The following is a 14,500-nucleotide window of genomic DNA, read 5'->3' on the forward strand; positions in this document are numbered from 1 at the left end:
AGCTTAACCGTTTTGTTTCTTTACTCGGATGACGAAAACAATTCTCTTTGAAGTGCAGAGAAATATTTGTCCTGTTGGTTTGAAACCTTGGACGCAATCGCCCGATTGTTTGTTTTAACTGAAAATCGGGCCCTGTTAGGAGTAGTAGGGGTTTTCAGGGATGATTGCATCAAATGTCAAGCTGGGTGACGGTAGCGTCATCCACCATCGAGATCTCGTGAATCTGTATGGCTGCACGATCGGCGCAGGAACGCGCATCGGCACCTTTGTCGAAATTCAGAAGAATGTCGTGGTCGGGAGAGACTGCAAGATTTCCAGCCATTCCTTCCTCTGTGAGGGCGTGACGCTGGAAGACGGCGTGTTCATCGGCCACGGGGTCATGTTTACGAACGACACGTACCCGCGCGCCATTAATCCGGACGGCAGCCTGCAGACGGAGACCGACTGGATACTCATCCCTACACTCGTCAAGCGCCACGCGTCGATCGGCAGCAACGCCACCATTCTGCCCGGCGTGACCATCGGAGAGGCTGCGCAGGTCGGCGCCGGAGCGGTTGTAACAAAAGACGTGCCCGACGGCGCCATTGTCGCGGGCGTTCCGGCCAGGGTAATCGGCCGCGTCAATGACGGACCGGTAGACATGTTTGCGTTGGGAGAAATGGAATGATCGGTATCGCTGTTGTCGGATATGGGTATTGGGGTCCGAATCTGGTTCGTAACATCTCTGAAGCGGCCGGCGCCCACCTTGTTTCAGTCTGTGATCTCAATGTCGAACGGTTGGGGGCCGTCAAAAGCCGGTACCCCGCAATAACGGTCACCGACAATTTCGAGGAAGTTTTGCGCGATCCGAGAGTCGACGCGATCGCCATCGCGACGCCGGTCTCGACGCATTTCAAGCTTGCAATGCAGGCGATGATGGCCGGAAAGCATGTCTTCGTCGAAAAGCCGATGGCAGCGACGGCGGACGAAGCGTCGCGAATGGTCGACGAAGCTGCGCGCCGACGCCTCGTGCTGGCCGTGGATCATACCTTCGTCCACACCGGCGCCGTGCGGAAAATGCGCGAACTGGTCGAAAGCGGCCTTGGCGACATGTATTATTATGACTCGGTTCGGGTCAATCTCGGGCTCTTCCAGCATGATGTCAGCGTCATCTGGGACCTCGCGGTGCACGACCTTTCCATCCTGGACCACGTCCTGCAGGAAAAACCGGTGGCTGTTTCCGCGACGGGCATGAGCCACGTGCTCGGCGAGCCGGAGAACATCGCTTATCTGACGCTCTTTTTCGAGAGCAAGCTCATCGCGCACATCCACGTCAATTGGCTGGCGCCGGTCAAGGTGCGCCGCACGCTGATCGGCGGCAGCAACAAGATGATCGTCTATGACGATCTCGAGCCCAGCGAAAAGATCAAGGTCTATGACAAGGGCATCACCATGTGCCCCAATTCCGATGCGTACGGAGAGAAGGTGCATCAGATGCTGGTCGGCTACCGCAGCGGCGATATGTGGGCACCCAAGCTCGATATGACCGAGGCATTGAAGCGCGAACTGGATCACTTCGTCGAGTGCATCGAGCAGAATTCCCGGCCCATTACGGACGGGCATGCCGGGTTGCGTGTCGTTCGGGTCCTTGAAGCCGCAAGCCGTTCGCTCGCACAGCGCGGTCGTGTCGTCGAGCTCGAAGAGGCGAGGCGCATCGCATGATCCCCTTTCTGGACCTCAGAGCACAATATCAATCGATCAAGAGCGAAATCGACGCCGCCGTGCTCGGCGTGCTCGCCTCTGGGCAATACATACTGGGCGAGGAAGTCATCCGCCTTGAGCAGGAATTTGCGGATTATTGCAACGTCAAACACGCGATCGCCGTCAACACCGGGACGAGTGCCCTGCATCTGTCTTTGCTTGCGGCGGGCATTGGTCCCGGCGATGAAGTCATCACCGTGCCGTTCACCTTTGTCGCGACTGTGTCGGCAATCTGCTATACCGGCGCAACACCCGTATTCGTCGATGTCGAGCCGGTGACGCTCACCATGGATCCGGCTCAGTTGGAGGCGAAGATCACCTCCCGGACCAAGGCCATCATCCCCGTCCATCTCTACGGTCAGATGGCGGATATGGATGGCATCATGGCAGTCGCTGATCGCTACGGGATTCCGGTCATCGAGGACGCCTGCCAGGCACATGGCGCCCGGTATAAGGGCGCGCGCGCCGGCAGCATCGGCGCATCTGGCTGCTTCAGCTTCTATCCGGGTAAGAACCTCGGCGCCTGCGGCGAGGGCGGGATCGCCGTCACGAACAGCGATGAGCAGGCCAAGACAATGCGCATGCTGCGGGATTGGGGTCAGGAGCAGCGCTATCACCATCTGCTGAAGGGCTTCAACTATCGCATGGACGCCATCCAGGGAGCCATTCTGCGCGTCAAGCTCCGGCATCTCGAAGCCTGGACCGAAGCCCGTCGTTCGCATGGTCGCCGCTACTCCTCGCTGCTTGCAGGATCGCCGCATTTGCGAACGCCTGTCGAAGTGCCGGAGCGGCGGCATGTCTACCATGTCTACGCCATCAGAAGCCACGATCGGGACGGCCTGCAACGTGTGCTCACAGGAGAGGGCATTCCATCCGGTCTGCACTATCCTATTCCCGTTCATTTGCAGAAGGCCCATGCCGACCTCGGTTACCAAGCAGGGGACTTCCCGGTCTCGGAAGCCGCCGCACGCGAGGTTCTCTCCTTGCCGATCTACCCTGAAATGTCCGTACAGCACGTCGATCAGGTCGCGGCTGCGCTGGAGTATGCCTATGTCAGCTAGTCCACGCGAGGCTCGTGTCGTGCAGGCCGTCCACGGCCGCAGCCAGAAGCCGGCAGATCCAGCCTATCAAGCGGGGCTCGCCGAAGAGCTCAGGCAAGCATATGGGCGCGCCGGCCTGATCGAACTCTACGGCCGCTTCGCGACAGGCGACGGCGTCGTCGACGCGCTGATGCGCAAAGCCATCTGGCGGGCTATCACGCGCAGCTGCGGCGAAGGTTTGCAGGTCGCTAGCGGCGCCGGTTTCAAACATCCGGAAACCTTCGAAATCGGCAATGGCGTGTTCATCGGCGCTCAGGCCTACATCCAGGGACGCTACGATGGCACCTGCGTCATCGGCGACAATGTCTGGATCGGCCCGATGGCCTATTTCGACGCGCGCGACCTTGTGATCGAGGATTCGGTCGGGTGGGGGCCGGGCGCCAAGGTGCTTGGCTCGACCCACACAGCACTGCCGATAGACGTGCCGATCATCCGTACGGATCTTGAAATCAAGCCGGTCCGCATCTGTGCCGAGGCCGATATCGGAACGAATGCGACCATTCTTCCCGGCGTGACCATCGGGAAGGGGGCGATCGTTGGAGCGGGTGCAGTTGTCGTTTCCGACGTCGAGCCGTTCTCTGTTGCCGCCGGTGTACCGGCGAAATTCATACGTTGGCGTTCGGAGAATGATCCGATGACGAACATGTCGCGTGAGGGAAGATCATGAGAAACAAACGGGTGCTCATCACCGGCGGTGCCGGTCTGATCGGTTCGCATATTGCCGATCTTGTTGCATTGGAAAAACCTCGCGAGATCATCGTCCTCGACAATTTCGTGCGCGGGCGCCGGGACAATCTCAGCACGGCAATATCAAGCGGCTCCGTCAACATCATCGAAGGCGATATCCGCGACAGGGCACTGCTGGCGAAAACCTTCGAAGACGTCGACATCGTCTTTCACCAGGCGGCGATCCGCATCACGCAATGCGCCGAAGACCCGCGGCTCGCCTTCGATGTTCTGGCCGAAGGCACGTTCAACGTCCTCGAAGCTGCCGTGAAGGCAGGCGTATCGAAGGTCGTCGCTGCTTCCTCCGCCTCCGTGCTGGGGCTTGCCGAAAGCTTCCCGACGACCGAGCAGCATCACCCCTACAATAACCGGACGATCTACGGCGCCGCCAAGACCTTCAACGAGGGTCTATTGCGCAGTTTCGCGGAAATGTACGGCCTGCGCTATGTGGCGCTGCGCTATTTCAACGTCTACGGCCCGAGAATGGACGTTTACGGCGCCTATACCGAAGTTCTGATCCGCTGGATGGAACGCCTGGCAGCCGGAATGCCGCCGCTCGTTTATGGAGACGGCAGTCAGACGATGGACTTCGTCGATGCACGCGATATCGCGCGGGCAAACATCCTGGCGGCAAAGAGCGACGTTACGGACGAGGTGTTCAACGTCGCGAGCGGCAGGGAAATAAGCCTGCTGGAACTCGCGCGGATGCTGAGCGAAATCATGGGATACTCACTCGAGCCGCAGCACAAAGAGGCGCGCGCCGTCAACGGCGTCACACGTCGTCTTGCCGACATCAGCAAGGCCGAAAGGCTTCTGGGCTTCAAGGCGGAAATCTCGATGGAGCAGGGGCTTCGTGACCTTGTCGCGTGGTGGCAGTCGAAGACTGCTTCGGCAGGAGGCCAGGCTGCATGAGCCCGTTATTATCGACGATTCCCGTCGCCAAACCCGTTCTCGGAGAGGAAGAGGCTGAGGCCACGCGTCGCGTCATCCTGTCGGGATGGGTGACGCAGGGGCCGGAAGTCGCGGCATTTGAAAAGGAATTCGCAGCCCTCGTCGGCACCGGGCACGCTTGTGCCGTTTCCAACTGCACAACCGCGCTTCATCTCGCCTTGATGGCGGTCGGCATCGGTGCCGGCGATGAAGTCATCACGGTCAGCCATTCGTTCATCGCCACCGCGAATGCCGTTCGATACTGCGATGCGGTACCCGTGTTCGTCGATATCGCGCCGGATGGCTACAATATCGACCCCAGCTTGATCGAAACGGCAATCACGCCCCGCACCAAGGCAATCCTGTGCGTGCATCAGCTCGGCATGCCCTGCGATCTCCGTTCGATCGTCGAGATCGGCAAGCGCCATTCGATACCGGTTATCGAGGATGCGGCCTGTGCGACGGGAAGCGAAATCCTTTGGGACGGGCGTTGGGAAAAGATCGGCAAGCCGCATGGCGACATTGCCTGCTTCTCCTTCCATCCCCGAAAGGTCGTCACCACGGGTGATGGCGGCATGCTGACGACGGCGAACCCGGAATATGACCGAAAATTCCGGCTGTGGCGCCAGCATGGCATGAGCGTCACCGACGCTGTCCGCCACGGCTCGAAACAGGTGATTTTCGAAGACTATGATGAACTGGGCTACAACTATCGCATGACCGACCTCCAGGCCGCAGTCGGACGGGTGCAGCTCCGCCGGCTGCCGGAGTTGGTTGCAGAGCGAAGGCGGATTGCCGCTCAATATTGCGAGCGCCTGTCGACGATCGCCGGCCTAACGCTGCCAATGGAGCCTGATTGGGCCCGCAGCAACTGGCAGAGCTTCTGTGTGAGATTACCTGATGCCGTCGACCAACGGGCGGTCATGCAGGTACTGCTCGATCAAGGGATATCGACCAGGCGCGGCGTGATGAACATTCATCTGGAAGGAGCCTATTCCGGCCAGTGCGTCTATCGAGCCGCCACTGGCCTGGCGCGAAGCGTGTCAGCGCAGCAGGAAACGATAATCCTGCCGCTCTTCGCCCAGATGACGGACCTCGACATCGTCAGGGTTGTTGAGGCACTTCGCGCAGCCCTCGAGGAGGCGACCGTCGGAGCCGCCGGCGTCCAATCTCACATGGATATTGCTGTCGCCTGAACGCCATCTGCCTCACGCGGCAATTTGCATAACAAACAATGCGCGGATCTGAGGATGCGCGCATTGTTCGTTAGAGCGCCAGGTAAGTGCGAAGCGGTTTTCCCAGGCAAAGCGCGAAGCGCTTTTGCCGACAATTTACCGTAAATACAAATGGTTGGAATGGTCTTGCATTTCCGTGATGAGCTGAATCGCTCTAGGCTGACTTCGTGATCCATCCGCGAATCATGGCCGGCACGGACTCCGGCGGAAGCAGGTCGACCAGCATGCGCAGTGAATACAACCCACAGACAAGGACGGCGACGAAGCCGATCACCGTCGCCGGCCACAGCGGCAAGATCGAGAACATCAGGAATACCAGTCCCGATGCGGGCAAGAAAAGCAACGCATGTCGGCGATTGGCGGCGGACCAGCGAAAACCGGTCAACTTGCGGACGATCACATAGATCAGGATGCCGTGCCAGACATAGAGGCCAAAAAACGCCATGCCGGCTCCTTGGGTACCGAGCAGCGATACTAGGAGCCAGGCAAGCCCAACATGCACGACTGCAGCCGCAACCTCAGTCCAGAAGAAAATCGCCTGGGTGTTCTTCGCCACGACGATGAAACCCATCGGCCAGGAAATAATGCGCAGCATCATGCCGAGACAGATCCAGCGCAGAAGTTCGACTGCCCCGTGGAATTCTGCCGAATAGAACAGGCTCATCATGAGCGGCGCCAGCGTCAGCGTGCCGAGCAGGCCGGGACCGGCGAGCAGCATGCTGGCTTCGGCCTGTTCGTTGACGAGCCGGTTGCATTCGACATCGTTGTCGATCATTGCAGTCAGGCGAGGATAGAAATCCGTCCCCATGGCCTGCAGGATGAAGCCGGCGTAGAGACCGCCGAGACCCCAGGCAGCTTGATACAATCCCGCCGCCATGACGCCGCCTTCCTTCAGCACGATGATGCGGATGGCATAGGCCGCGCCGAAGGTCAGAAGCCCGCTTGCCATAAAGACGAACCCGAGCCGGAGCAGAGCCGACACCTGCCGGCTGAACTGGCGCGCCGACATCGGGTATGGATTTGGAAAGATCCGCCGGCTGTACCACCACGTCGGAACGATTGAGGCAGCTGCAATGACCACGAGCGACGGTGCGATCGCCTGCACCCCGAAGAGATAGATCAGAGGGATACTCACCGCTGTACCGAAGAGCCCGGCAAGCACGTTGATGCGGGCAAGATCCGCAATTCCGCGCATACCCTGAATCAATGCGCCTTGCCCCGCAGACACCAGCCGGAAGAAAACGGCGAGCGACAGCAGCACAATGCCCCCGACGTGCTGGTAATCACCGAAGGTGAAACTTGAGACAGGATACGCCAATGCGGCAAGAAGGAGCGCCCCAAAGAGCGCCAGCACCACTGATATGCGTCTCAGTACGGTCGCCGATTGGGCAATCCTGGTTGTATCGCCGGTGCCGGCTGCCTCAGCGACCTGACGCACGCCACTGCCGCCGACGCCCAGACCAGCGAGGGACTGCGCCATATCCACGATCGAGCTGTAAAGGCCCATCAGCCCGATGCCTTCCGGCCCGAGCAGGACGGCCATGGCTTTGTTTCTGACGATGCTGAGTGCGACGTTGACCAGCGAAGAGCCGCCCATCAGCATCGTCGATTTGAGGATCTGGGTATAGGTCTGGCTTGGTGGGATCATTCTGAAAGTCATCGAAAGCCCCAGCCCGTCATCATCGGCTTACCTGACTGACATTGTCTGGACAGGCAGCGCAGCGGCGTCTTCTGATGACACATCGGCGGTGCGTACCCGAGTCACCCTGACCACGTCGCCCGGTGCCAGCTCCGTCATTTCGGAAGCCTGGAACTGACTGACCTCACCCTTTTCCCGCCGACTCACGATGAACGTCAGCGGCAATTCTTCATTGTAATTCTTCACGCTGGCGCCGCTCGACAGTTCTTCGAGAAGCAGTTGTTGCGTGGTGTCACGCTTCAATTTGAGCTGATCGAGATTGGCCTTTTCCGCCTGCACCTCGGTAGCGAGCTCATTGCGGCGAGTGTCGGAAAGTCCCTCGAGACTGCGCGTCGTCTCGTTGATTGCCTGGCGTCCCCGCATGATGGCAGTCACAAGATCGAGCCGATCGGAGCGATAGGTGGTGAGCAATCGTTCCAGATCCATCTGACGTGAGGAGATCGTCAGGCCTTTCTGGACCAACGTCTTCACGCTCGTCAGTTGTTCCTCCACTGACTGGATATTGTCATCCGAGCCTTTCAGTTTTTCTTGCAGCGTTTCGACTTCCGCAGTCAAGAGATTACGCAATTCGACGAGCGCTACCGACTGTCTGTCCAGCGCGCTTGCACGGGCCTGAAAAATGACCCGCTCCTCCTCGTAGATACTCTCGGCATATTGCCGATCGGCGGCGGACGGCTGATCGAAGACTATCTCCTTCGCGTCCGCCATCTCCGCCTGCAGCCGCGCGAGCTTTGCAGAACTGCGCAGCAGCGAGTGGTCAATGTCCCGCAAATCGCCGGCAAGCCTGATCGCCTGCGATTGCTGCTGCGCCGCCGCCCGCAACGGGCCGCCGCTCATGGCGAGGGATTGCAAGACACTGAGGCCGGAGCGAAACTTGTATTCTCCCGGCGCCATCACGTCTCCCACCACGTAAATGGAGGAATAGTCCAGAACGTCGATGGTCACTGCAGGTGCCTGGGCCAGACCCATCTTCGCCTGAAGGCGCTTGGCAATCTCGATGGTAAGGCCCGCATTGTCGAGATTGGCGACGGCCAACGACCCCAGGAAGGGCAGGGAGATTATACCTGAATCCGAAACAGTGTATTCTCCACTGATCCCATCCAACCGATCAAACTGCCCCTTGGACGGTATCCATTGCACGACACTCAGACGGATTTTCGTTTGTGGAGCGAAGAACGCGCTATCGGCGAGAGCCGGCGACACCGCTCCGGCAAGAAATGCGAGTGCACCGATGACAAACGTCGTGCGAAAGAGCAGCTGAGGGATGCGGTGCGATGAATTCATATACATATCTCGCCTGCGAAGCATCCTTGAACGGATGCTGATCCAATGCCTTCACGCTGTTCGACCGCCGGCTGGCAGGTCCGAAGCCGCATCGTTAGTGTGCCGTCTGACGAAGGCTTGAGGAAGGTGAAGGTCGCTTGCTTTGCCTCATCACTATTGATGAGATGGGGTGGGTGCCTCAGTCTAAATCGAGCAGGAGCGTATATCTCAGAGAGGGATCATCCTGAAAAATCACGAGATCATGCACGCAGGAATAGGTGCGCTCGCCGTGAAGGACCGCGATCGCATAGGCGTGCCGGATCGAAGGCGCCCCGATGCAGACGGCCTTTGCCATCGCTTGGTCGACCCGATCCGTTGCTTCCTGCCTGGGCGTTTCCAGCGTCAGTGCCGCCAAGTGGAGATGGTGGCCTAAGCCGCCGCCGCGGCTTCCTGCACCGGACGCGGCGAAGCTTTACGGCCCGTCGCACCCGTCACTATTTCATAAAACACGGCTGTTGCCCAAAGGATGGCGCCCGTAGAGCGAAAGGCGTAGGATATACTCGCTTATTTTTCGACTATACTTCCTGGAGTCGTATCAAACGATCCTCATAGATTTGATCCCGATTAATATAGCGAGAGGTACCCGCCATGTATCGCAACGCTCGCCGGTGGATTTCGCACTCACTTCTCGTGGATTCCTTGGTGCCCCGATGGTTGACCGTCGGCGGAAAAGAAAGATCGCGCAAACCTGCCGAAAAGCATAAGGATAGTGCTCAACTAGCGGCATCTGTGCAAACCGCCGAGGGACACAAGCAGGGCATTCTTGTCGACGATCCCTATAAGGATGCGGCCCTCAACGAGCATGATGGCGGGCAGAGAGAGCGCGTGAACGGCGACGCGGTCAACAGCCTCGAAGAGCGGCCGTTGCCTGACACTTTCGCAACGCCTGGCGAAATGGGAATTCGAAGCGGCGATGTGGCCGCGCTGTCGGCGCTTAAGCCGGATTTTGCACGGTTCCAGTGGCACGCGGATGGAGTTGCGTTCGGGGCCGCATCGTCCCTTCAGCGCACCGATACCGCAATGAGCTCCATGGGCGACGATCCTCTGGCTCCCTATCTGCCGCAAAGCCCCGCACCGACAGCTTCGGGGCATGGTGCTCCTAAGGTGGCGGCCGGGCGTGCTCATTCGGGCAAGGTCGTCATTCTCGAATCGAGTCCGTCAGGGCAGGCGACTGCGCACGACGCCGGCGCGAATTCGCTGGCCTTCGGCATGCCCTTTGGCGTGTGCGGGTGCGGCTACTTTACCTCCCCCACGCGGATTCTCGATTGGGCTCATGGCGGCGCCCTGCTTCAACAGGACGGTCAATTGCCGGGGACCAGGCTGATCGAAGGGCCGGACTATGTGGCGACGATCAAGCAGGCCATCGGCGCCTCGGTCAGCGATCCGCTTCTCGATCGTGACGTGTCCCCACTCTCGGGCTGGACCGGCACTGCAACATGGTCGGACGCGGCGCTCACCAATGGAACCCTGCCAGGCGGGGGAGAGACGGGAACGGGAACAAAGTCCAAGGATATCGGTATCCTGTCCGGCTCTGTGACGAAGCCACCTAAGCCTTCTACGCAGGGGTCATCGACAACGCAGGGCCTGGCGGCTGCGGCGGTGGCCAGCAACGCCATCGTGCTAGAAAACCAGAAGCAGGGCAATCCAGAGAGCGAGTGGGGCATCGACGGTGCCGGCAGCTCCAACATCGAAGGGTTCGCGACCGATATCAGCGTCGATAATGGAAAGACGATCAGCTTCAAGATCAATACCAATTCTACCAACTACCGGATCGATATCTATCGCCTCGGCTATTATGGCGGCATGGGGGCGCGCAAGGTCGCGACGATGCAGCACACCGGATTGCAGACCCAACCTAGTCCGTTGCGCAATGCGACGACCGGCACGGTGGACGCCGGTAACTGGGCCGTCTCGGCGTCCTGGACCGTACCGGATGATGCCGTTTCAGGCGTCTATATCGCCAAGCTCGTCCGTCAGGATGGCACCTCCGGCGAAAATCACATCCCGTTCATCGTGCGCGACGACGACAGCCACAGCGACGTTGTCTTCCAGACCGCGGATGAGACCTGGCAAGCTTACAATGGTTGGGGTGGCGCAAACCTCTATGGCGGCAACGGTCCAGCGACAGGGCAGGGTGCCGGTCGCGCCTATGCGGTCAGCTACAACAGGCCGATCGCGACGCGCGGCGGGGTCGGCACTTACGCCGGTCCCCAGGACTATCTGTTCGGTGCTGAATATGCGGGCATCTACTGGCTGGAACAGAACGGCTATGACGTCTCCTATCTGTCGGGTGTCGACGCCGATCGCTATGGCAGCCTGCTGCTCAATCACAAGACTTATGTCGATGCCGGGCATGACGAATATTGGTCGGGGCAGCAGAGAACCAATGTCGAGGCCGCGCGCGATGCGGGCGTCAACCTGATGTTCTGGAGCGGCAACGAAGTCTATTGGCGCACTCGCTGGGGCAATGCCTATAGCGCCGACGGCACGCCCTACCGCACCCTGATCACCTACAAGGAGACATGGGCGGGCGGCGATATCGATCCTTCCGACCAATGGACAGGCACCTTCCGCGACCCACGCTTCAGCCCACCTGCCATCGGCGGCGGCAATCCGGAGAATTCGCTGACCGGCCAGCTGTTCAAGGTCGACGATGTCGGCAGCAACCTCGGTGCGATCACCGTTGGCTATGATGATGCCAACCTTCGCTTCTGGCGCAATACGAGCGTTGCCAATCTTCAGCCCGGGCAGACGGCAACGCTCACCAAAAACTATCTCGGTTACGAGTGGGACGAAGCACCCGATAACGGCTTCGATCCGGCTGGCCTGGTGAAGCTGTCGTCGACGACGCTTCCGGTCAGCAGCTATTTGCTCGATTACGGAAACACGACCGGCAATGCGACGGCGACCCACAATCTGACGCTCTATCGCGCGCCCAGCGGCGCGCTGGTGTTCGGCGCCGGCACGGTCTACTGGACATGGGGTCTCAGCGACAATCACGACCTCACGGCGACCCGGACGGACTCGCGCGTACAGCAGGCAATGGTCAATTTGCTTGCTGACATGGGCATTCAGCCTGGAACGCTACAGTCCGGGCTCACCGCCGCGACCGCTTCGTTGGACCACACTGCGCCGACATCGGTCATCACGGTGCCCGCCACGGCGACCGTTGGATCCACCGTGACGATTACCGGCACCGCTGCCGATACCGGAGGCGGGGTCATCGCCGCGGTCGAGGTTTCGACCGACAATGGGGCGAGCTGGCATCCGGCGACGGGCGATGAGAACTGGACTTATACCTGGCAGCCGCAAACCGCGGGCACCTATACCATCCGGTCTCGCGCAGTCGATGATAACGTCAATCTGGAAACGCCCTCTGCGGGACGAACGGTCACCGTCAGCGGGCCGAGTTACACCTCTCTCTTCGGTTCGGGGACGCCAGCGGTCGTCAACACCAACGATACCTCGGCGGTTGAACTCGGCTTCAAATTCCAGACGTCTGTGGCAGGTACTGTCACCGGCATTCGTTTTTATAAGGGCAGTCAGGATACCGGCACGCATACCGGTTCACTGTGGTCGAGTACCGGCACGCGGATTGCGACCCTCACCTTCACGAACGAGACTGCCAGCGGCTGGCAGACCGCCTATTTCACCAGTCCGGTATCGCTGACGGTCGGACAAACCTACACTGCATCTTACCATACCAATACCGGTCACTATTCGTCGACGACCGGCTACTTCACCTCAAATGTAACCAGCGGTCCGCTCACGGCGCCGGCCAGCGGCAACGGCGTCTATGCCTATGGCAGCAACAGCCTATTCCCCACGAGCACCTTCCAGTCGACGAACTATTGGGTCGATGTGATGTTTACGACGCCGAGCTCGAATGCGACGCCGACGGCGGTTGCCGATACGGGGGATGCGACCGAGAAGGGTGGTGTGGCCAATGGTTCGGGCGGCGTGGTTGCGAGCGGCAACGTGCTGACCAACGACACCGATCCGGATACCGGTGACACCAAGACCGTCACGGCAGTCCGTTTCGGGACGACGTCAGGCACGCTCGGCTCGGCGCTGAACGGCACCTATGGCAGTCTCGTGCTCAATGCATCGGGTGCCTATAGCTATGCGGTCAACGAGAACAATGCGACCGTCCAGGCGCTGCGACAGTCGACCAACACGCTGAGCGATGTCTTCAGCTACACGATGCGCGACAGCGCTGGCGCCACGGCCACGGCGAACCTGACGATCACCATCCATGGCGCTAACGATGCGCCGGTGCTGGCCGTCCAGACGACGACCCAGAACGCCACCGTCGGCTCTGCCTTCTCCTTCACGCTGCCGACGACCACCTTCACCGATGTCGACAGCGGCGACACGCTCGCTTATGCGGCAACGTCCGCCGATGGCACGGCGCTGCCTTCCTGGCTGAGCTTCAACGCCTCGACACGCACTTTCTCCGGCACGCCGACGACAACTGGCACTTACGGCATCAAGGTGACGGCAACCGATCTCGGCAGCCTTGCCGCCAACGAGACCTTCAATATCGCCGTGTCGACATCAGGCAATGCGACGCCGACGGCGGTTGCCGATACGGGGGATGCGACCGAGAAGGGTGGTGTGGCCAATGGTTCGGGCGGCGTGGTTGCGAGCGGCAACGTGCTGACCAACGACACCGATCCGGATACCGGTGACACCAAGACCGTCACGGCAGTCCGTTTCGGGACGACGTCAGGCACGCTCGGCTCGGCGCTGAACGGCACCTATGGCAGTCTCGTGCTCAATGCATCGGGTGCCTATAGCTATGCGGTCAACGAGAACAATGCGACCGTCCAGGCGCTGCGACAGTCGACCAACACGCTGAGCGATGTCTTCAGCTACACGATGCGCGACAGCGCTGGCGCCACGGCCACGGCGAACCTGACGATCACCATCCATGGCGCTAACGATGCGCCGGTGCTGGCCGTCCAGACGACGACCCAGAACGCCACCGTCGGCTCTGCCTTCTCCTTCACGCTGCCGACGACCACCTTCACCGATGTCGACAGCGGCGACACGCTCGCTTATGCGGCAACGTCCGCCGATGGCACGGCGCTGCCTTCCTGGCTGAGCTTCAACGCCTCGACACGCACTTTCTCCGGCACGCCGACGACAACTGGCACTTACGGCATCAAGGTGACGGCAACCGATCTCGGCAGCCTTGCCGCCAACGAGACCTTCAATATCGCCGTGTCGACGGCGCCGACGAGCTACAGCCTGTTCTCTGCCTCCAGCACGCCGAGCCGCACCTTCAACGATGGTCAGCAGCTCGAACTTGGCGTCAGGTTCACGTCGAACGTTGCCGGAGATGTCACCGGTATCAGGTTCTATCGCAGCGCCAATGACAACGGCCAGAATGTCGTCGACCTTTGGACCGCGACAGGCACCAAGCTTGCCACCGCCACCTTCACCACCACCACCGCGAGCGGCTGGCAGACGGTGAACTTCACAAACCCAGTCACCATCGCCGCCAATACCACCTATGTCGCCTCCTATCACACGACAGGCGCTTACGTGGCGACCAGCAATTTCTTTACGGCCGCTGTCAGCAACGGTCCGTTGACGGCGCCGGCCAGCGGCAATGGCGTCTATGCCTATGGCGGTTCCGCCACCGCAGGTCTTTTCCCGACCAACAGCTACAATTCAACCAATTACTACGCCGACGTCGTCTTCCGGCCGCAACTGGTCGCGTGATGCAAAGGATAAGAGTA

General features: G+C 60.2%; 9 protein-coding genes and 1 pseudogene. 7 read left to right on the top strand and 3 right to left on the bottom strand.

The features are described from left to right. The first annotated feature begins 160 nt into the window (after positions 1 to 160). The 6 genes from NXC14_RS07120 to NXC14_RS07145 are packed head-to-tail and all read left to right on the top strand — an operon-like array spanning position 161 to position 5,692. Positions 161 to 667, top strand: a complete 507-nt coding sequence (locus NXC14_RS07120; RefSeq protein WP_085777572.1) for an acyltransferase — start codon at positions 161 to 163, stop codon at positions 665 to 667. After that, the gene (locus tag NXC14_RS07125; RefSeq protein WP_085777573.1) at positions 664 to 1,701 is read left to right on the top strand and encodes a Gfo/Idh/MocA family oxidoreductase; all 1,038 of its coding nucleotides are present in this window, start codon (positions 664 to 666) and stop codon (positions 1,699 to 1,701) included. Before NXC14_RS07120 ends, NXC14_RS07125 begins: the two co-directional genes overlap by 4 nt. Next, the gene (locus tag NXC14_RS07130) at positions 1,698 to 2,801 is read left to right on the top strand and encodes a DegT/DnrJ/EryC1/StrS family aminotransferase (RefSeq protein ID WP_085777574.1); all 1,104 of its coding nucleotides are present in this window, start codon (positions 1,698 to 1,700) and stop codon (positions 2,799 to 2,801) included. The genes NXC14_RS07125 and NXC14_RS07130 overlap by 4 nt, the downstream gene beginning before the upstream one ends. Beyond that, complete coding sequence (locus NXC14_RS07135) at positions 2,791 to 3,507, top strand: acyltransferase (RefSeq protein ID WP_085777575.1); 717 nt, start codon at positions 2,791 to 2,793, stop codon at positions 3,505 to 3,507. The genes NXC14_RS07130 and NXC14_RS07135 overlap by 11 nt, the downstream gene beginning before the upstream one ends. Then, the gene (locus NXC14_RS07140; protein WP_085777576.1) at positions 3,504 to 4,478 is read left to right on the top strand and encodes an NAD-dependent epimerase/dehydratase family protein; all 975 of its coding nucleotides are present in this window, start codon (positions 3,504 to 3,506) and stop codon (positions 4,476 to 4,478) included. The genes NXC14_RS07135 and NXC14_RS07140 overlap by 4 nt, the downstream gene beginning before the upstream one ends. Further along, complete coding sequence (locus tag NXC14_RS07145; RefSeq protein WP_085777577.1) at positions 4,475 to 5,692, top strand: DegT/DnrJ/EryC1/StrS family aminotransferase; 1,218 nt, start codon at positions 4,475 to 4,477, stop codon at positions 5,690 to 5,692. The genes NXC14_RS07140 and NXC14_RS07145 overlap by 4 nt, the downstream gene beginning before the upstream one ends. Before the next feature lie 193 nt (positions 5,693 to 5,885). Here the strand turns inward: NXC14_RS07145 and NXC14_RS07150 are convergent, their stop codons facing one another. The 3 genes and pseudogenes from NXC14_RS07150 to NXC14_RS07160 all read right to left on the bottom strand — a co-directional run bounded on the left by NXC14_RS07150 (position 5,886) and on the right by NXC14_RS07160 (position 9,108). Further along, positions 5,886 to 7,391 (bottom strand): O-antigen translocase, encoded by a 1,506-nt coding sequence (locus NXC14_RS07150; RefSeq protein WP_085777578.1) that lies wholly within the window; start codon positions 7,389 to 7,391, stop codon positions 5,886 to 5,888. A 19-nt stretch (positions 7,392 to 7,410) separates the two neighbouring features. Further along, positions 7,411 to 8,720, bottom strand: a pseudogene (locus NXC14_RS07155) (polysaccharide biosynthesis/export family protein). 172 nt (positions 8,721 to 8,892) lie between these two features. Further along, positions 8,893 to 9,108 (bottom strand): hypothetical protein, encoded by a 216-nt coding sequence (locus NXC14_RS07160; RefSeq protein WP_085777579.1) that lies wholly within the window; start codon positions 9,106 to 9,108, stop codon positions 8,893 to 8,895. Between the two features lie 233 nt (positions 9,109 to 9,341). Between NXC14_RS07160 and NXC14_RS07165 the strand changes: the two genes are divergently transcribed. Further along, positions 9,342 to 14,483, top strand: coding sequence for a DUF4082 domain-containing protein (locus NXC14_RS07165; RefSeq protein WP_085777580.1), 5,142 nt, complete (start codon positions 9,342 to 9,344; stop codon positions 14,481 to 14,483). The last annotated feature ends 17 nt before the right edge of the window (positions 14,484 to 14,500 follow it).

This window comes from Rhizobium sp. NXC14, assembly GCF_002117485.1.
Classification (GTDB): domain Bacteria; phylum Pseudomonadota; class Alphaproteobacteria; order Rhizobiales; family Rhizobiaceae; genus Rhizobium.

Coding starts and splice junctions, on each gene's coding strand:
- NXC14_RS07120 (WP_085777572.1), top strand. CDS start 161: ATGATTGCATCAAATGTCAAGCTGGGTGACGGTAGCGTCATCCACCAT.
- NXC14_RS07125 (WP_085777573.1), top strand. CDS start 664: ATGATCGGTATCGCTGTTGTCGGATATGGGTATTGGGGTCCGAATCTG.
- NXC14_RS07130 (WP_085777574.1), top strand. CDS start 1,698: ATGATCCCCTTTCTGGACCTCAGAGCACAATATCAATCGATCAAGAGC.
- NXC14_RS07135 (WP_085777575.1), top strand. CDS start 2,791: ATGTCAGCTAGTCCACGCGAGGCTCGTGTCGTGCAGGCCGTCCACGGC.
- NXC14_RS07140 (WP_085777576.1), top strand. CDS start 3,504: ATGAGAAACAAACGGGTGCTCATCACCGGCGGTGCCGGTCTGATCGGT.
- NXC14_RS07145 (WP_085777577.1), top strand. CDS start 4,475: ATGAGCCCGTTATTATCGACGATTCCCGTCGCCAAACCCGTTCTCGGA.
- NXC14_RS07150 (WP_085777578.1), bottom strand. CDS start 7,391: ATGACTTTCAGAATGATCCCACCAAGCCAGACCTATACCCAGATCCTC.
- NXC14_RS07165 (WP_085777580.1), top strand. CDS start 9,342: ATGTATCGCAACGCTCGCCGGTGGATTTCGCACTCACTTCTCGTGGAT.